This window comes from bacterium (assembly GCA_023228325.1).
Classification (GTDB): Bacteria; Auribacterota; UBA6266; order UBA6266; family UBA6266; genus UBA6266.
In genome coordinates this window covers 910,378-928,770 of sequence record JALOBK010000001.1, presented here as the reverse complement: position 1 = coordinate 928,770, position 18,393 = coordinate 910,378, and the positions used below count along the sequence as shown (strand labels likewise).

The following is an 18,393-nucleotide window of genomic DNA, read 5'->3' as shown; positions in this document are numbered from 1 at the left end:
AAAATGGCTTTTCAGGAACAGGAACTGAAAAAAGTGAATGACTTCACGTGGGAAATCCCGCGTGATTATGATTCCGGAATGAATGCGCCGGTGAGGTTTTATGCATCGCGGGAGATGCTGGGGCAGATTATCAAAGAGGATGCTTTGAAACAGCTTGTGAATGTAGCCTGTCTTCCGGGAATTGTAAAATACGCTCTTGGTATGCCTGATATACATTGGGGTTATGGGTTCCCGATAGGCGGTGTTGCCGCATTTGATTCCGGAAACGGCGTGGTTTCCCCGGGAGGCGTAGGTTTTGATATTAACTGCGGAGTAAGGCTGGCGGTTACAGCGCTTGAGGTAAAAGATTTAAGGGATAAAAGGGAAGATATTGTAAATACTCTCTATGCAAGCGTGCCTTTGGGTGTTGGATCCGAAGGCTCAATCAGGGCGCCGAGAAATATTTTGAGCAAGGTTTTGAAAAAGGGCTCCGGGTGGGCTGTTGAAAGTGGATACGGATGCGCTGAAGATATTGACAGGACTGAAGAAAAGGGTTCGATAGCAATTGCCGACCCGGAAGCGCTAAGCGAAAGAGCTTATGAAAGAGGAGAGTTTCAACTCGGCACACTTGGCTCAGGGAATCATTTCATTGAAATTCAGGAAGTGACGGATATATATAATCCCGGAGTCGCGAATGAATTCGGGCTTTTTAAAGGCCAGTTTGCCGTGATGATTCATTCGGGTTCCAGGGGTTTGGGTTATCAGGTCTGCGATGATTTTATAAAGAAATTGGCGCGCTCTTTGGGTAAATACGGCATTAGTGTCAGGGACAGGCAACTTGTTTCCGCGCCCGTTTCAAGCCCTGAGGGACAGGAATATCTTTCCGCTATGTCGGCGGCGGCCAACTATGCATGGGCTAACAGGCAGATATTGATGAGCCTTACAGAAAAAGCCATTGCGAAAAGTTTAAATTTGGGAGAAAAAACACTTGGGTTGCGGCTGGTTTATGATGTTGCCCACAACATAGCAAAAATGGAAACACACAAGATCGACGGGAAGCCGGTTGAACTGTGTGTCCACAGAAAAGGCGCGACAAGAGCTTTTCCCGCAGGACATGATTCCCTGCCGCGGATTTACAGGAAAACAGGCCAGCCGGTTATAATTCCGGGTTCTATGGGGACAAGCTCGTATCTTTTGGCGGGGACAGCGGTATCTATGGAGGAAAGTTTCGGGTCTGTTTGTCATGGTGCCGGCAGGATGTTGTCGCGTTCCCGGGCTCTTAAAAATATAGACGGCAGGAAGCTATGCGAATCACTTGAGAGAAAGGGAATAAGTGTAAGGGCAAAAGGGATGAAAGTGTTAGCTGAAGAAGCGCCTGAGGCGTATAAAGATATTGATAAAGTGGTTGAAGTTGTGGTAAAAGCAAAGTTGGCGGATAAAATTGCGAGGTTGAGGCCAATCGGGGTTATAAAAGGATAATATAGAAAAATTCTAAATACTAATACCGAAATACAAAACACGAAGTACGGAAAACAAAACGAAGGACGAGATTATGCTGGACTTAAAATTTGTCAGGGAAAACATTAAAAAGGTAAAAGAAGGGCTTAAGAAGAAAAATTCAAAAGCAGACCTCGATGAAATTCTTCAATTGGATGAAGTAAGAAGAGGATTGCTTAAAGAAGTCGAGGTTATGAAAGCGGATAGAAATCGCATATCTAAGGAATTGGGCACAATCAAAGCCAAGGGGGAGGATATTTCTCAAAAATCGGCTGAAATGAAAGTGTTTTCCCAAAAAATCAAAGATATTGATTCAAAAGTGGAGGAAACCAACCAAAAAATCACCGCTCTTATGCTTTCCGTCCCCAATATCCCCAACGAAGCTGTGCCGGTGGGGTCGGAAGCAAATAACAAAACTGTCAGGGAATGGGGGAAGAAAAGACACTTTAAATTTAACCCGCTGACCCATTGGGAGTTATGTGAAAAATTAGACATGGTTGATTTTAAAAGGGCCTCCAAAATATCAGGCGCGGGTTTTATTGTTTTTAAAGGCAAGGGGGCTTTGCTGGAAAGGGCCCTGATAAACTTTATGCTTGATATCCATATAAGGGAACACGGATATAAAGAGGTTATTCCTCCCTTTTTGGTTAATGAGGCGTCAATGACAGGAACGGGGCAGCTTCCCAATCTTAAGGAAGATATGTACCCGGTTGATAAGGAAAGCCTCTATTTAATTCCTACGGCGGAAGTCCCCGTAACAAACCTGTATGCCGGTGAAATATTTTCTGAAGAGCAACTGCCGCTTTATCATGTTGCCTTTTCCGCGTGTTTTAGAAAAGAGGCCGGTTCATACGGAAAAGATACCCGCGGCATGAAAAGGGTTCATCAGTTTGATAAGGTTGAACTGGTTAAATTTGTATTACCGGAAAATTCTTATGAAGAACACGAGAAACTGTTAAACAATGCGGAGATAATTCTTCAGAAGCTTGGGTTTCATTACAGGGTAAGGCTGCTGGCTTCGGGAGATATGAGCTTTGCCGCGGCTAAGTGTTATGATATAGAAGTTTATTCACCCGGCTGCAATGAATACCTTGAGGTGTCTTCGTGCAGTAACTTTGAAGATTTTCAAGCTCGCAGAGCTAACATACGCTACCGCGCTAAGAGCGGGAAAACAGCGTATGTCCATACGCTGAATGCTTCGGGCGTCGCCCTTCCCAGAACTTTTATCGCAATACTTGAAAATTGTCAGACGGAAGACGGCAAAATTGCTGTCCCGGAAGTATTGCAACCTTATATGGGCGGGCTTGAGTATATTGATTAGCCGGTCTTTATTGACACAGGGGCTATTCTCAGATAATATATGCGAATTTGCCTATGTTTACTTCGTTCCATAAGTTACAGTTTCGCGGAGAGGTGGCCGAGTGGCCGAAGGCGACGGTTTGCTAAACCGTTGTACGGGCTAATACCCGTACCGGGGGTTCAAATCCCCCCCTCTCCGCCATTCCGCCTGTGGCGGAATGGCAGAACAATTGAAAATCGAGCAATAGAACAATAGATATAGATAAAACAAGATTTTCAATTGTGATCTATTTCCGATTGCTCTATTGTTCAAAAGCAATCCCAGAGACAAAACAAAAAAACTTAATTGCGGTCTATTGTCTAATTGTTCTATTTCCAGTATCGATTGGGTATTCATTCGGCCTTTACTCTTCTTTGAGCTGTGGAGAAAATTAACCGAGCATAGCAAGGCCCTTGCCAGCCAGCCGGCGCCTATGCTTTGTGACGGGCCCAATCTAATAGATTTACACTCTGTTAAAATCATGTTAAAATTTTTCTATAATCATGAGTGCCGGCAAATATAAAACAGTTAATATGACGGCGAGTATTTTTTTTCTTCTGATTTTTTTTCTGCCATTATTCTCTTTTGCGGACTGCGGTATAGGCGTGTCGCTTGACAATGAGACTATGTCGGTGACAAAATTTTCGCATGTTTCCGGACAGGAGAGGTTGAGCCCCGCGAAAAAGTCCGGGATGCGGCTGGGCGATATTATCAAGGCGGTGAATAACCGGCCGGTTTCTACCCGGCAGGATGTTGATAGGGTTTTACGGGACATACAGCCGAACACCAGAATACCTGTTCTGATTGAGAGAAACGGCCAGGACAGAACTTACAATGTGGTAACAGGGAAGAATTTTACTCCCGAAATAGATGTTATCGCGCAAGAACTTATCAGCGGTAAAAGAGTTGCCCTTGTTATTGCGGTTGGACGCGTATCGAATACGGTTGCGCTTCCTCCCAATGCGAACCTTAACGAATGGAAAAACGCCATAACGGCTCAATTGGAGAGTGAATGCGCCGCTGTTTATACACAGTGCACAGGGGTGGAAAATTTCTCGGTGGTTGACCGCAGCAGGATAAGAAGCCTTCTTGACGAACTGAATTTCCAGACAACAGGTTATGTTTCAGAGCGGGCGAGACTTGAAATAGGAAAGCTCACCGGGGCAACACATTTTCTTATTGTGGAATTCAGTCGCTTCCCTTCCGGATATAATGGATTCAGCGACATGCTTTCAAAGAAACTTATTGATATAGAAACGGGAGAAGTACTTTCGAGCGTCAATGTAACGCAGCGCTGCGACAGTTCCGGTAAAGCGATAAGCTTTGAATAGAACGAAAAGGAGGGTTTGTTTTGAAATTACAGGATATTATTGAGAAAAAGAGCGGGAATGTAGTCAGCATAGGAAGCCGGAGCACGGTATATGAAGCCGCTAAACTTTTGCGTCAGCATAAAATAGGGGCTTTACTTGTATTGGGCGACGACAGGAAACTTGCGGGGATAATAACGGAAAGAGACATTTTAAGGGAATGCGCCGAAAATGTGGAAAAACTAACGAAAAAACTTGTGCAGGAAGCTATGTCCAAAGACCTGATTATAGGACTTCTGGAAGATACAGTGCAATATTCCATGGGGATTATGACCAAGAACAAAATGCGACATCTTCCGGTTATGGAAAAAGAAAGGATACTGGGCATTGTATCTCTGGGGGACCTGGTCAAATCACAGCTTGAAGATATTGAATTTGAGAACAGGCACTTAAAAGAATATATTCACGGTGGCTGATTAACGGGCAGCTTTTTCCAGCGCCTGGTTAATGTCTTCTTTTATGTCGTCGATATTTTCGAGACCTACAGATAACCTTATAAAATCATCAGTAACGCCGGTGCGTTTCCGTTCTTCCGCTGTCAACTGCTGATGAGTGGTGGAAGCCGGGTGGATTACCAGCGTTTTCGCATCCCCTATATTGGCAAGGTGTGACAACAGTTTTACGGAGTTGATGAATTTTTTTCCGGCACTGAGACCACCCTTGATCCCGAATCCGACTAAAGCCCCGAAACCTTCTTTTAAATATTTGGATGCGATTGGATGATAAATGTTGTTTTTAAGCCCAGGATAATTGACCCATGCAACAGCTTTGTGGCGGCTTAAAAATTCAGCGATTTCAAAAGCGTTTTCACTGTGTTTTTTAACGCGCAGCGGCAATGTTTCCAGGCCCTGGAGGAAGAGGAATGAGTTAAACGGGCTGATACAGGCCCCCAGATCCCGCAGGAGCTGTACCCGTGCTTTAACCGCAAAAGCTATGTTGCCCGATTCCTTTGTGTTGCCGAACTGTTTCCAGTAGTTAACCCCGTGATAACTCGGGTCCGGCTTGATGAATTCGGAAAATTTTCCGCTATCCCATTTAAAATTGCCCGAATCCACCAGAATGCCGCCTATAGACGTTCCATGCCCTCCGATGAATTTGGTTGCGGATAACACCGTTATATCCGTCCCGAAATCAAAAGGTTTTATAAGAGCTATCCCGCACGTATTATCGACGATAAAGGGAATTCCCGCGGCATGCGCGATTTTTGCTATTTTTTCAAAGTCCGGGACGTTTAATTTCGGGTTACCTATAGTTTCCGCGTAAATAGCCCGCGTTTTTCCGGTAATGGCTTTTTTGAATCCCTCCGGCTTGTCGGAATTAACGAAAGTCACTTTTCTGCCGAGCTTTGGAAATGTGTAGTGGAAAAGCTGATAGGTCCCGCCGTAAAGATTGTCGGCGGAAACTATTTCATCTCCCGGCGATGTTATCGTTAAAAGGGCCAGGCTGATAGCGGCCATTCCGCTTGCGGTTGCCACGGCGGCGGTTCCGCCTTCTATTGCCGCGACACGTTTTTCAAATACGTCGGTTGTCGGGTTGGAAAGCCGGGTGTATATATGCCCCACTTCATCAAGCGAAAACAGTCCGGCGGCATGTTCCGTATCTTTGAACACATAAGATGTTGTCTGGTATATGGGCACAGCTCTGGCGCCCGTTGAAGCATCGGCTTCCTGGCCGGCGTGCAGGCACTGTGTATTAAGGCCTTTTTTTGTTTTTTTCATTTATACTTCCGGTCTCCCGCCCGCAGGTTTGTTTTCGACGACCATTATAAACCAATACGCTATTATTGCAAACAACATGATAGCTGCTTCGGTTATTAATACGCCGTGTCTCATGAGCAGTATGGCGCTAGAATTTATTACAGTGTGGGCTGCGATTGCAAGTAAAATATAAAGTAAATTTTTCTTCAAAACGGCGAGATATACAAGGAGAGAGAAAGCCGTATGCAGTATAACGGCAAACAGTCTTTCGGCAACCGCGCTTAACGCCACCCATATAGTTACATTTTGAAGCTGCGCCTTGAATACTTCGATCTGGTTCATTACAAGTTTTACATCGGCTTCGGAAAAACCTTTATTCAATAATGTTTCTGCATTTGTGTTGTAAATAAAAGGAAGTGAAATGAGTGTGCTTACGACAATCCCGAGGACCATAATAACTTCCAAACTTGCCCAACCCAACCCGAAAGTAACAGCCTGGTTTCTTGTTATCGAAGGATATTTCAGTTTTACCATTGTGAACCTTATTATTTCCTCGCATAATCCTGCCCACAGGCCTACCGCGAGAGCGTAATATAATATGGAGTTTTGCAGCAGTTGGTTTAGGATATTCTTGCCTGGTGAAATGTACATCGGCGGCAAATGGATAATTTGTGATATTAAAAATCCCAACACGCCGAAAAAGAAGAACTTTAAGGATACCTTCAGCTTCTTCCTGACTATGAATATGCAGGACGCTATAAGCCCCAGGAGAAGCAGTATTTCAATTGAAAGGTATGATACAATCTTACTATACATAAGTTAATTGATTATAGCAGAACTCTATTTTAAGTAAAACTTAAGTTTGAGCTGGGGGTTTTTATGGATTTCGGCAAGTTTAAAGAATTGAGCTTTGGGACAAGCGGCCTTCGGGATACGGTTGAAAATATGACGGATATGGAATGTTATATAAACACGAGAGGGTTTTTGTCATATATGCAGGAAACAGGGGACTTCAACAAAGGTTCTGTTGTTGTCCTTGGAGGGGATAGGCGGCCGAGCACAGTGAGGATAAAATCAGCCGTTGCGGCAGCTATAAGGGATATGAAAGGCCATATTGATGACCAGGGCCTTGTTTCCACTCCGGCGCTTACATATTATGCGATGAGGGAGAAAATGCCGAGTGTTATGGTTACCGGCAGTCACATTCCCGCGGACAGGAACGGCATAAAATTTACCAAAAGGGCTGGCGAGGTGCTGAAATCGGATGAGGGCGGTATTTTGAAAAATGTCGCAAAGGAGCGCAAGAAAGTTTACTCGCTTTCAGAAAAAGAGCTCATCTTCGATGAAAACGGGATGTTTAAAACAGCTGAGGCAAAAAAGGCCGGCTGGCTGCTGAAGGGAAAGGAATACTCGGGCCCTTCGATCGATAAATACGTTAAAAGATATAAAGATGTTTTTTCAGGCAAGCTGTGTAAATGCAAAATGTTTTTCTACCAGCATTCCGCTGTCGCCCGGGATTTCGGCAGGAAAATTTTTGCAGAGCTCGGGGCGGAGGTCTTATCGCCCGAAAAAGCAGTTACCGTCAGCTATACCGATGAATCCGGCAAAAGAAAAGAAGAGCAGACGGCATTGAGAAGCGAAGCCTTTATTCCCGTGGACACGGAGAGCGTTTCAAATCTTACCATGGCCGTATTCAAGAAAATCATGAATGAACACAATATCGATATCGGAGTTACTATGGACGGCGATTCCGACAGGCCGCTGCTGGTTTACAGGGTATTTAAGGGCGGTAAGCCGACGGATGAAGTCAATTATATTACAGGGGATATACTTGGCTTGCTCGCTGTCCTCGGTCTTAAGCAGGCGGGAGTTGATATTGATGCGGTTGCGGTTCCCATAAGCGCGAACGACGCGATAGACAAAGTTCTGGGCGAAAAGAAAATTGAAATAACCAAGACAAAAATCGGCTCTCCTTATGTTATTGCGGCTATGATAGAGTCGAGGAAGAAACATGTTAAGCCCGGCAGCGAGTGGAATGCTTTTTCATGGGAATCTAACGGGGGATTTTTGACAGGCAATGATTTAAATATAGGAGGCAAAACATTAAGGGCCCTGCCCTCAAGAGACGCGGTGCTGCCTCTGGTTTCCGTTCTTTCGCTGAGCATGGATAGGGCTCAAACGGTTTCCGAACTCATCAAAGAGCTGCCCGCCCGCTATACACATGCCGACAGAAAAAAAGATTTTCCCCCGGAGAAAAGCCGCGCGATCATAAAGTCAATTTCGCCCGGCGCTGAAAAAAATGTCAGGGAAGTAATTTTTAAGGGGAAAAAAGCCGAGGTATCTTATCCAGACGGTTCCTTTAAAACGTTTCCCGGGAACAGCGAGTTTTTCTCTATTAAGCGGCATCTGGAAACATTTTTTAAGAAAGAGAACGGCTTTTCTGATATAATAGCCGTGAATTATATAGACGGCGTCAGGATATTCTTTGCAAACGGTGACATCTCGCATCTGAGGCCTTCGGGCAACGCCCCGGAATTCAGAAATTATGCCATTGCCTCAACACCAAAGAGGGCAAAAGAAATAGTACAACTCGGTTTGAATAGTATAATCCCCGGGTTGTCAAAAGAAGCCGGCTCGGAGTAAAAAAGTATTAATATGATAAGAAAAAATCTTCCTCTGGTTATTCTCTTTTTCGCGTTTGTGCTTGTGTGCTGGTGCACGCTTGTTATCCAGTCCAACTCGGCATTCCTGCAGAAAGTGGAAAAACTTGAATCGAAATATTCATATTACGGGATATTCGACGGTTTTCTCATAGAAATACTGGAACATAAGTATTCAATTATGGGCAACCGTTATGATGTTAAGTTGAGATGTTTTATCAAAGAAAACAGCGGTAAGGATATAAATGAATTGTACGCAAAAATTTTTAAGGAACTCGACCTGGGCGAAATGAATATCGTGGACAGGACAGGTGCTGTGGTAAACCCCAAACTTGATATGTGTAACGGGAAACCGGGCTTATTCCAGGCGATAAACGAAGAAGTTGAAATCAGTATCAGCCTGCTTTATTATTTCAAATAGGACAAATAAGATATGCTTAAAAAGCTTATTGATACGCTTCGCTCCCAGTTCAGGACGCAAAATCCGGTAAACCCGCTTATATTCAAAGACCCTCTGGCCGAGAAAACCGAATGGACTCCCTTAAAAGGCGGCGGGGCAAATTTCTGCACGCATAAATTGGTGGAAGTTGAACCCTTCAGGTATGAATTCAGGGCGTCTGTAGGCGCAAAAATTTTCTATGCGCTTTTTTTTCTTATAGGAATGGGAGTATTTATAGGGTTTACCGCTGGTTTTATTATAAAGAGGTCTTTTCCCTTTGGGGTAGAGACTATATTGCCGCTTGTTATCGGCCTTATTTTTGCGGCGGTAGGCGCTACTATGCTGTATTTCGGCACCGCCCCGATAGTTTTCGACAGGCAGACAGGGTATTTCTGGAAAGGCAGAAAAGACCCTATGAAGTTCTTTGATTCCGAGCCGAAAAAATGGTTTGCAAGCCTCGAAGATATTCACGCATTCCAGATAATTTCCGAATACTGCCGGAGCGATAAAAGTTCATATTACAGTTATGAATTAAATATTGTGCTTAAAGACGGCTCGCGTATAAACGTTGTAGACCACGGCAACCTGAAACGCCTCAAGGAAGATACCGCTAAATTATCCGCATTCCTCGGCAAACCTGTGTGGGAAGCTGTTTGACCGCCCTTCAGGGTTCAACTGTTCTACTCTTTGCTTCGAAACGAACCCTGGGGATAAATACTGAAAATAGAACAATAGAGATTAGACCGTTCCGCCTGCTGCGGAACTCTGTCCCGCCAAAGGCGGGACTGGCGGGCTGGTGGCGACCTAAGTCGAACAATGCAACCCCAATCAATACCGCTACTTGTGAAAATGAAAAAACGCCGGGATGTCGGGATTCTGGTTAGTTTGAGCTAATCATCCCTGCCATTGCTATCACTTGATATTATTTCTTTTTTCTCCCTTTAACAGTCCCTACACTTACATGACCATCAGTTCCTTTTACTGTAGTCAGCTTACCTGTCTTGGCGCTCCTTCCCACGTTATATATGCCAGATTCAATTGTCGTTGAATAATTGCCACTATTTGGCAGCTGTGAATGCTTCCCTGCATAATAACTTGCATTCAATTGTGTCATTGTTCTGTGTCTCATTTTGTCCCCCTAATTGCTTTTTAAATATTTTTGAGCTTGGTTAAAAGACGCCTTTCCATAACGTATCCCCTCAAGAATATTATTTAATAACAGTTTAATATGTTTATCCAATTCTGAATCCTTTGAATAGTCTGCCGACGCTATAAAATCTACACGCTCAGCTTTCAATAAACTCTCACATACTTTCTTGCCTTTTTTATCTCGCTTTTTAAACACCGCTATTGCAAACCCTCCATTTTTTCTTATTACAGTCATGCAAGGAACATCTGTAAGACCATCACCCATGTATAAAATATTTTGGAAAGGTATTGCTCTTAAAGAATTCGGCATATGCATATTTATATTCGTATGCATTTCTTCTAATCCTTTATTTATTCTGAAAATAAATTGAGTTTTAAGGGTATCATTAACTATAACATTTGGAAAAGTAGCCGCACCATATTCATCGTAGTAATACTCTGAAGCAAAAATCCTATGAAAGTATTTTGCTATTTTTGTGCCTTCTATGATCTCTTTCAATCCAGCTGATATAATATAATGCCTCAACTCAACATCACGATCAAACTTGTCTTTAACATATTTATTTATGCGCTGGAAATACTTTTCAACTCCTGCAAAATATTCTATTTGGGTTGCTAGTTTCTTTAATTTTGCTTTTGTGACTGGATATTTCTGTGCCTTTGATTTTTCGATCATGAGACGCATGTAAGTTACAATCCCTTCACCCTGAGTATTCTTAGCCTCATCGCTAACTTCCTTCCAGAATTTTTTACCGTCTTTTATTCCCAGATCAGGAAAAATCGTATATTCTTGCATCGGTTGAGGAGTCAGAGTCCCATCAAAATCATAAACCAATGCTATAACATTATGCCTATACTTTCCCATACAATCCTACTCCTCGACAATTTCATCTTCGTTTACGTATTATCGGCAATTTGTTCACAAGATCAGGAATCGAAGTACCATCTTTTATTTTTTTAAGCATCGCTCTGTCATAAGTCACTGCGTCTGCAGGTAAAACTAGCCGATATTTCTTCCGTCCATTGATTATAAATTTCTTGAACTCATATCCGGGATATACTCGCTGAAAATCTCCTTTTAATCGGTCTATTGATTGCCAGTCGCCTTCACCTGTATAAATCCAACCATCCTCGGTTGTTTTTAGAGCTACCACTAATTCAAGCAAGAGCTTGAAGTTAGCCTCAGTCAAACCACCTTCCTTTTTATCAACCGAAACAATATGCTTCTCTTTCTCAATCTTACCTGTCAAATATAAAGTCTTTGGAAGAGTAGCTTTTGTCTCGCTAAAAACCAATCCAGATCTTAAAACATACTCTTTCTCAAAGGCTTCCTCAAAAGTAAACTGGCTTATTTTAATACCGTTTAGTATATTTCTAGTTTTTTGACAGGAAACCTTTGCAAATGGGCTAATCACAACATATCTATCATATCGACCACCACTAATAGTCAATGCTTTTAAACTATCAGCATAGTCATGCGAATTCTCAAATAGAGCTAAATACAGGCTCGCACGCTCATCAGCCATCTGCAAACTGCCAATAAAAAATAAACGCTCACTAAGACTATCCACCGTTTCTTCGAGCTTATTTTGAGACCGTATTTGTGAAATTAGCTTATTTGTATTAAACCGATAATATAGAATTTCCTCTTCTTCTAAGACAATTGTATCAACTTCTGGGTCTCCCGAAAATGCTGTTATTTTCCTGCCACGTATTCTAAGATTTCTCTGGATACCACTATCACCAAGCCGATCAGAAATATAGGAATCACCGTCTTTATCACGATGGCTAAATTCAATCATTGTATCTTTCACCATTTGATCAAACAATCTTTTCGAGATACCAACAAGTTCGCTTCCCCTAAATGTGGCATCCGGGAATGCTTCTAACCGCTTTAGGATATGTATCATCAAAGCATTAAACAAGCAATACACCTTTTTCTTTTAAATACTTCTTAATTATCTCATCTCCTTCTCGATGCTTTATCTCAGTATGTTCGGGTGGGATAATTTCAACAGGAATTTCCTTAGCTACATTGTAAAGTTTAAACCTAAGAGCCATAGATTTTATATCGTAATACTCAAGTTTGAGATGCATTTGATTAAAAGACTCCAATACATCGTTAGATTTAACAGTGATAGTTGTAAATACCTTTCCCTTTCTCAACAAAACTGCCTGTCTTACGGTTATTTTCTCAATATCTTTTGTCGGTTGATAAAAACTTTCGTCTTTTAACGGATCAGTCTTAACAAGTTCTTCTTGAAACGTCAGCTCGGGCACTTCCGAAAGCCCCAGAATATTCACACCGAATGATTCCACATACTTCTTCTTATCTCCCATCTTTCTAATGCCTGATGTTACACTTATTGTTCCTGTTTTGGGATTAAAAATAACTAACTCCTGTTTCGCCTGATGAAAAGTTAACATTCTAACTTTCTTTTCCGAAAATTCGTAATCAGTTTTTATTCCATTGCCCCTCATTATAATAAAGAAATGCTCATCTCCATCCTTGCCTCGACGAATAACACAATCATCGCCTTTTCCATCCTTTTTAAAATGTTCTGCCATTTCTGACTGAAATTTATCGACCTTAGCATCCAAATTTTTCTCTGAAAATTTATACTGTTCTTTATCAAACCGGTAGTAATACAATCTTTCAGAATAGATGTCATATAAATAATAATCATAAAGTTTGTCGAAGACGTCTCTATCTTTGCAAAAGTATGTTCGCAAACATGTAGTTATTGGTTTTTCATCCTCTACATATTTTATTTCATATTCGCTAATGACCTCCATCACTCGTTCCATCTGCCTAACAGCAAGATCATTAGTTCGGCGTAATTCTTCATTGATAATCAATCGTTTCCCTTGATCGCAACTGGCTATCAATTTTCGGACTACTTCCGGATCGTTGATTGAGACACCATCAGGAACGGCTATTCGTTGTGCAGAAAAATACTGCGCCAACAGATCTGAATCTATCGCCTTAATGAAACTATCAAAAGTAAAGCGTTGATGATAATTTGCCATAATTCCAGCCTACTCCTTTCCAACCGCAACAGAAAATAATTCCAACGCTTTTGCAGAAGGATATGTTGACAATGATGCCACCCCATTTGCCAATTCAATAGGTAAAAGCGCACCTTCAAAACGATTGCTCAATATTTTAGGAAGTGTTGCAACAATACTTTCCAACCCAATTAAATGACTCAACGATGGACTTTGAACAAATTCTCCCCGTTCCCCTGTGGGTATGTTAATTACCATCTTGTGATAATCGTTATACTTAATAAAGAGTTTTGCGCCATAATTTGTATCTTGTCCATATAGTCCTACGGAATTTGAGTGTTGGATTTCACCTCTTATATAATCATTGTTTGGTATGAATATAGACCCGACCGGAGCATGCTTCCCAATTAATTGTAAATGGTCAAAAAACATGCCAGATTTTTCTTGTCCAATCATAGCCACATACACTCCATTCTCCTTTGCGTGCTTAAAAAACCGTCTTATAGGTGCCGCCAGTTTTGATAGAGTCGCCCTTAAAGATAATGGACCGTCTTTAACCATAAGACAATTATTTAAAACTTCTTTGTTTGTTTCCCAAAAATGCCTAATTGGCGTTAAAATCATAAGTGTCTCACTTACTGACATATAATCTGATGCTAACTGATTGGGCGCAAAATCATCCTGCATATTTAAGTGGAGCCCAAACATGTCAGTGATAAATATTTCTTTACCACATCCCGGACAATCCCCTTTTTCTTGATCAAAAGGCAACGTTGCTACATTTTGATTACAATGTGGACATCCAAACTCTTCCAATTTCGTTTTAGGTGTTGGATTCCACTTCTCATATACTAACCACTTTAAAGTCTCCATCATCGCCCCGTTAAGAGCATCATTAAGCCCCTTATCTTTTACCGACTCAAATATTATTTCCCTTACAGCATGATATATCGTCTTCCCAGGAATGCTAACATGTCTTAATGGAAAAGCCGTTGCATGAAAGAGAGCAGAATCCTTCATAAGGTCCCTTATAGCAAATGGATTGGGAGTTTCTTTATCCAGCTTTGCAATTGAATATTGATCCAACTTAAGCAACGCTGTTTTTATAAAAGCAATCGCTTTATATGGTGGTTGTGGATTTTCAATAGTCTGCAAAGATCCGTCTGTAGAAAAAATAATCCTGCGTTCTTTCCCTGAAGTCGGTAGCGCCTGCCATGAGACATTCGGCGGTGTTGGAGTGCAACTATTGGGATCTTCAAAATTTTTGCACAGCTTGCAAACTAACGGACTCTTTATCACCTCGAGGTGACCTAGTTTACTAGCTCTTTCCGCTGGCAATCTATTTCCTCCTTGATATGGCATATCAACCTCTCTGTGGTGGTGTAAACCTCAACGCTTGCATCGAAACAACAAATCTATGAGATCTTGTTAACATGCGAATATAACCTTGTGTCTTTGCATGCAAAATATCATTTTTCATACTTTCATATGCCACATTAACCTTGGCTAATCTATTCACATCATCCTGAGAAGCAAGATGAGCTACAAAGAAATTTTCGGTTTGGGCTAATAAATCTGAATTAATAGTCGTAGGTGACTGCGTTGAATAAACCATGCCAATGTGGTATTTTGCTCCTTCTTTAGCAAATCTGCGATATATTCGAGTCTCATCGCTGTTATCATTATCTTTAAAAAGATTATGCGCTTCTTCGAAGTACAATTGAATGAAGTGATTTCCTAAATTGTTACTGGTAAACTTTGTAGTCTGATGTCTAAAAACAGCCTCAGACAATTCCCTCGAAAAATACTGCATGACAGATTCGTTCGCATTTCCGAGGTCTAAAATTACCGTCCGCCCTTGATCTAAAAATTGAAGGATTTCAGTAATGAAATTACCTGCATTTTGATCGTGATAAATTCTAAATGGTTGAATTAATGAAACACCACTTCGTCCTGAAGCCGGTTCAAGAAATTCTAAAATTGCAATATCATCTGCATCAAAAAGTGGATTGCCACTGCTTGTCTGAAAAACTGCATTTGAACTATTGCTCCTCCTGAATCTTGCCACAATCGACAACTCTCTAACTAATTCACCTAAAGTACTTGGTGGATTAGGTACTTGCACGTTCTCACTACCATATGCGGCATTCCTTAACTGCACAGTTAGTCCCGGATTAAACTGACTTACCGCATTCCCAGTTGGAGCTAAAGTTCTCAGCCTCGCCTCATCTGCTGTATACCCTGCCTTATTTAATACAGCCCAATACATTTGCAATTTTCTCGTTGCTCGTATCTTCTCACTTCCGGCAACAAGCTGTCGCACTTCATCCAAGACGGGTAATTCAACACTGTTAAACGTCTCGATATAACCTGAAGTACGGCCAGCATCCCTTAAAAGGCTTGCTAGGACTAATTTTGACTGGCTAGGATTCTCATAAAAGTTTAACTTCAATGGTTGCGATGGAGTGCTGGGCTTAGGTGTTAAAGCATATATCGAACAAACTTCCGGAAAAGCAGTTGCAATTGATCTGTTATCATCCTGAGGGTTGTCATTCGCATACTCACCATTAATGTCAAAAATCAATTGCCCAGCATTTTTTGTTGTTTTAGTGGTTTCTAAAATACTTTGTATTATCAATTTAACAACATTACTCTTGCCAAGCCTTGTTTTTCCAAACATTGCGGTCCTGCTCCCAAGAAAATCCATGGTAGAAAGAAAAACATCCACATTGGGTTGTGGTTTATTCGGCAATGGTAATCTACATTCTGTTAACCTCAATTTACCTATTTGAAATCTATTCTGTTCTGGGACCATCGAATTATTAACAAGGTCTAATAATTTATCATCTGGGGCATAAATGCGATATTTATGTGCACTCACAAAATTGTTCAAGTCCCCAGAAAATTCTACCGCATCTGCTTTTTGTGGGTTGGGATAAAACATACCCAAAACACCTGTTTTCAAAGCTCCCCATTGCAACTCACTTTGCGTGAAAACATCAAGCTCAGGCATTGATTTTTTTTGTAGCTCGAAATATGTCTGTTGCACTTCACCCGAAAGAGGTGTTGATGCAGAATCTAAAACTCTCAGCAATGTAAAATGTGGCGGAATGGAAACATTTTCATTTTCAAAAGATGATGGACACATTATTAATAGTGAATTTCTGGGTACACCACCAACCGCAACCTTAAAGGGATCACTAGTAATAATTGTTATTTCTTCATAACCAATTTCTAGAACATAACCGACAAAGCGCATATGATCATACTGCTTGCTCTTCTCAAAGGCTTCTTCCCTTTCCAGAAATTCTTTTAAAATTCTGAGTGGATGGTTTTGATTAGCGGCGTCATCTAGAAATTTTCTCATAGTAATCCTCCTAGTAATTACAAATCAACACTTCTCCTGATTTACGTGAAAAAGCACCGGGCATTTTGCCAGTCCCTCTCTTTATCGGAATAACTTTCAATCCTTTATATAGATCCAAAATTTCTCTATGCGATGAAATTGTCATAGCCCATTTTATTTTCCTTTTTGTCGCTGTTCTTAATGCCTTTGCAAGCCTACCATGTTCTTCAAAGGTGAATCGGGAATGAACGTAATGATCATGTACTAATTCTTTTTCTCCCGGTCTATACGGCGGATCCAAAAACAAAAAATCTTCTTTACTAGAATTTTCTATAATTTCTTCAAAATCGCTTTTGAATAATTTTGCCTTTTTTAAAAACCTTGATACAGCCAATAACGTTTCTTCTTTTATGACCCATCTACGGTCCTGCCCACCATAACCTACATTAAATTGCCCATTTGCATTTTCTCGCCACATGCCTTTAAAACAAGTTCTGTTTAGATATAATGTTCTAGCGGCCCTAAATGCTAACCCATTTTCTTCACGTGTATCTCTAACTCGATAATATCCTTCTTTTGTTGCTGGAAATTGACGAAAGATATTCCATACTTCTCTGGGATATCTTCTCAATCCTCTGTATAAGTCTATTAATATCGGATTTATGTCAGATAGTATTGCCTTCCGAGGCGACATTGCAAAAAACACAGCTCCACCACCTAAGAAAGGCTCAACAAACGAGCCCTCGATATCATTCCTCGTAGGCAGATGTGGAATCAACTGCGACATTAATCGCTGTTTTCCTCCCGGATACCTTATAAATTTTAATCTTTTATCAATTTTCATAAATATTCCTAATCACCTAGACCAAAGCATTATTTATTAGCTTGCTTCATAGCTTTTTATAATCAAATGCTTTGTTTGCTCAAAATCATCAACGTCTGATATCTTAACTTCTACATCTCCAGTTCCATAGTGACCGATATCCCTCACATCACGAGTTAAACCGTTTTTAAAGTCAACCTTGTCTGGATCAAGCCGCAAATAAAGCAGTAAACATTTTGTTTGCGGTCTAACCTCTAAGCACACAAAGTTCTTTATTCGTTTAAAAGCCTTATAATATTTAAGTTCCTTTTCTTGCACATCATCACCAAGATTCTTTATAAAATCCGCTACCGCTTGATATAAATTCTTTAAATCTTCATCTGCTTGTTCAAAAAACTCCCCATATGTTTTATACTTCTGCGCCTTCTTTGAGCTTTTATCATTAGTATCAACATACTCAGTTACGATCTGAGAATTAACCAACTCGAAAAGAAACATATCCTCGCCATATTTTTTATACCGGATAAGCTCTATATTCCGATTAATCTGCTTTACTGCATGCTCGTCATACCGAGTGAAGTCCCCGGCTATGCACAACAATCGGGGGATAGACCACTCAATCTTGTCTCCATAGTCCTTGCCAAGCGTTTTTATCACCATAAGTTCAAATTCAGCTTTATGATCCATTAGCCAATCAAGATAAAAAAGCCCTTGATTGATAACATTTTCATTAATCGAACGCTTGTATTCAACAATAACCGGGCAATAGTTTTCATCTATCCCAAGAGAATCAATACGCCCCCCATGTTCTTTTCCTGTGGCATATTCACTTTTTAAAAACTTTATTCCAAAGACAGCCTCCATATTGTCTTCTATTAATTTTTGCAATGCTCTTTCAAACGTAAAAGCACCACACTCCAGTTCGTCTAAAATGCCTTTGTTCAATTTAAAAAGCTTAATATCACTCATGCTATCCCTTTGTTTTTAAATTTTGGGAATTATTAAAAAATAATCTATTCTGCTTTAGCTTAGATTTCTACTACTCAACCATTATGAATTTATTTTTTCTCAAAGTTCACGCAAGAGAG

Annotated in this window: 17 protein-coding genes and 1 tRNA gene; 8 read left to right on the top strand and 10 right to left on the bottom strand. The window is 41.0% G+C overall.

The genetic code is table 11. From position 1 onward, the window contains the following. Window positions 1–3 precede the first annotated feature (3 nt). From M0R36_04420 to M0R36_04400, 5 genes are all read left to right on the top strand, one after another. Complete coding sequence (locus tag M0R36_04420; protein ID MCK9555046.1) at window positions 4–1,458, top strand: RtcB family protein; 1,455 nt, start codon at window positions 4–6, stop codon at window positions 1,456–1,458. A 73-nt stretch (window positions 1,459–1,531) separates the two neighbouring features. Then, window positions 1,532–2,797, top strand: coding sequence for a serine--tRNA ligase (serS, locus tag M0R36_04415; protein MCK9555045.1), 1,266 nt, complete (start codon window positions 1,532–1,534; stop codon window positions 2,795–2,797). A gap of 86 nt (window positions 2,798–2,883) precedes the next feature. Continuing rightward, window positions 2,884–2,977: transfer RNA gene (locus M0R36_04410), tRNA-Ser, on the top strand. 341 nt (window positions 2,978–3,318) lie between these two features. Continuing rightward, window positions 3,319–4,146: a PDZ domain-containing protein gene (locus tag M0R36_04405; GenBank protein MCK9555044.1), complete on the top strand. Its 828-nt coding sequence runs from the start codon at window positions 3,319–3,321 to the stop codon at window positions 4,144–4,146. 20 nt (window positions 4,147–4,166) lie between these two features. Next, on the top strand, window positions 4,167–4,598 hold the full coding sequence (locus tag M0R36_04400) for a CBS domain-containing protein (GenBank protein MCK9555043.1): 432 nt from the start codon (window positions 4,167–4,169) through the stop codon (window positions 4,596–4,598). Here M0R36_04400 and M0R36_04395 read toward each other — a convergent pair whose 3' ends face one another. Then, window positions 4,599–5,900: an O-acetylhomoserine aminocarboxypropyltransferase/cysteine synthase gene (locus M0R36_04395; protein ID MCK9555042.1), complete on the bottom strand. Its 1,302-nt coding sequence runs from the start codon at window positions 5,898–5,900 to the stop codon at window positions 4,599–4,601. Then, a complete protein-coding gene (locus tag M0R36_04390) occupies window positions 5,901–6,695 on the bottom strand; it encodes a YhfC family intramembrane metalloprotease (GenBank protein MCK9555041.1) in 795 nt (264 codons plus the stop codon). Window positions 6,696–6,758: 63 nt separating this feature from the next. On the opposite strand from M0R36_04390, the gene M0R36_04385 reads away from it, so the two are divergent. Genes M0R36_04385 through M0R36_04375 form a run of 3 tightly spaced genes read left to right on the top strand, consistent with a single transcriptional unit; the run spans window position 6,759 to window position 9,635 of the window. After that, complete coding sequence (locus M0R36_04385; GenBank protein ID MCK9555040.1) at window positions 6,759–8,522, top strand: hypothetical protein; 1,764 nt, start codon at window positions 6,759–6,761, stop codon at window positions 8,520–8,522. A 12-nt stretch (window positions 8,523–8,534) separates the two neighbouring features. Then, a complete protein-coding gene (locus M0R36_04380; GenBank protein MCK9555039.1) occupies window positions 8,535–8,960 on the top strand; it encodes a hypothetical protein in 426 nt (141 codons plus the stop codon). A gap of 12 nt (window positions 8,961–8,972) precedes the next feature. Further along, on the top strand, window positions 8,973–9,635 hold the full coding sequence (locus M0R36_04375) for a hypothetical protein (protein ID MCK9555038.1): 663 nt from the start codon (window positions 8,973–8,975) through the stop codon (window positions 9,633–9,635). A gap of 265 nt (window positions 9,636–9,900) precedes the next feature. On the opposite strand, the gene M0R36_04370 is transcribed toward M0R36_04375, so the two are convergent. From M0R36_04370 to M0R36_04335, 8 genes are read right to left on the bottom strand one after another with little or no spacing between them, the layout of a single operon-like run. Continuing rightward, on the bottom strand, window positions 9,901–10,107 hold the full coding sequence (locus M0R36_04370; GenBank protein MCK9555037.1) for a hypothetical protein: 207 nt from the start codon (window positions 10,105–10,107) through the stop codon (window positions 9,901–9,903). 9 nt (window positions 10,108–10,116) lie between these two features. Beyond that, a complete protein-coding gene (locus M0R36_04365; GenBank protein ID MCK9555036.1) occupies window positions 10,117–10,992 on the bottom strand; it encodes a haloacid dehalogenase-like hydrolase in 876 nt (291 codons plus the stop codon). 22 nt (window positions 10,993–11,014) lie between these two features. Next, window positions 11,015–12,052 carry a hypothetical protein gene (locus M0R36_04360; protein ID MCK9555035.1) on the bottom strand — a complete coding sequence of 346 codons (1,038 nt, stop codon included), beginning with the start codon at window positions 12,050–12,052 and terminating at the stop codon, window positions 11,015–11,017. Then, complete coding sequence (locus tag M0R36_04355; GenBank protein MCK9555034.1) at window positions 12,045–13,157, bottom strand: hypothetical protein; 1,113 nt, start codon at window positions 13,155–13,157, stop codon at window positions 12,045–12,047. The genes M0R36_04360 and M0R36_04355 overlap by 8 nt, the downstream gene beginning before the upstream one ends. A 9-nt stretch (window positions 13,158–13,166) precedes the next feature. After that, complete coding sequence (locus M0R36_04350; protein MCK9555033.1) at window positions 13,167–14,474, bottom strand: hypothetical protein; 1,308 nt, start codon at window positions 14,472–14,474, stop codon at window positions 13,167–13,169. Between the two features lie 25 nt (window positions 14,475–14,499). Beyond that, window positions 14,500–16,503, bottom strand: a complete 2,004-nt coding sequence (locus M0R36_04345; protein ID MCK9555032.1) for a DUF87 domain-containing protein — start codon at window positions 16,501–16,503, stop codon at window positions 14,500–14,502. A 10-nt stretch (window positions 16,504–16,513) separates the two neighbouring features. Continuing rightward, window positions 16,514–17,326, bottom strand: a complete 813-nt coding sequence (locus M0R36_04340) for a Dam family site-specific DNA-(adenine-N6)-methyltransferase (protein ID MCK9555031.1) — start codon at window positions 17,324–17,326, stop codon at window positions 16,514–16,516. A 36-nt stretch (window positions 17,327–17,362) separates the two neighbouring features. Next, window positions 17,363–18,274, bottom strand: a complete 912-nt coding sequence (locus tag M0R36_04335; protein ID MCK9555030.1) for a DUF5655 domain-containing protein — start codon at window positions 18,272–18,274, stop codon at window positions 17,363–17,365. Window positions 18,275–18,393 lie beyond the last annotated feature (119 nt).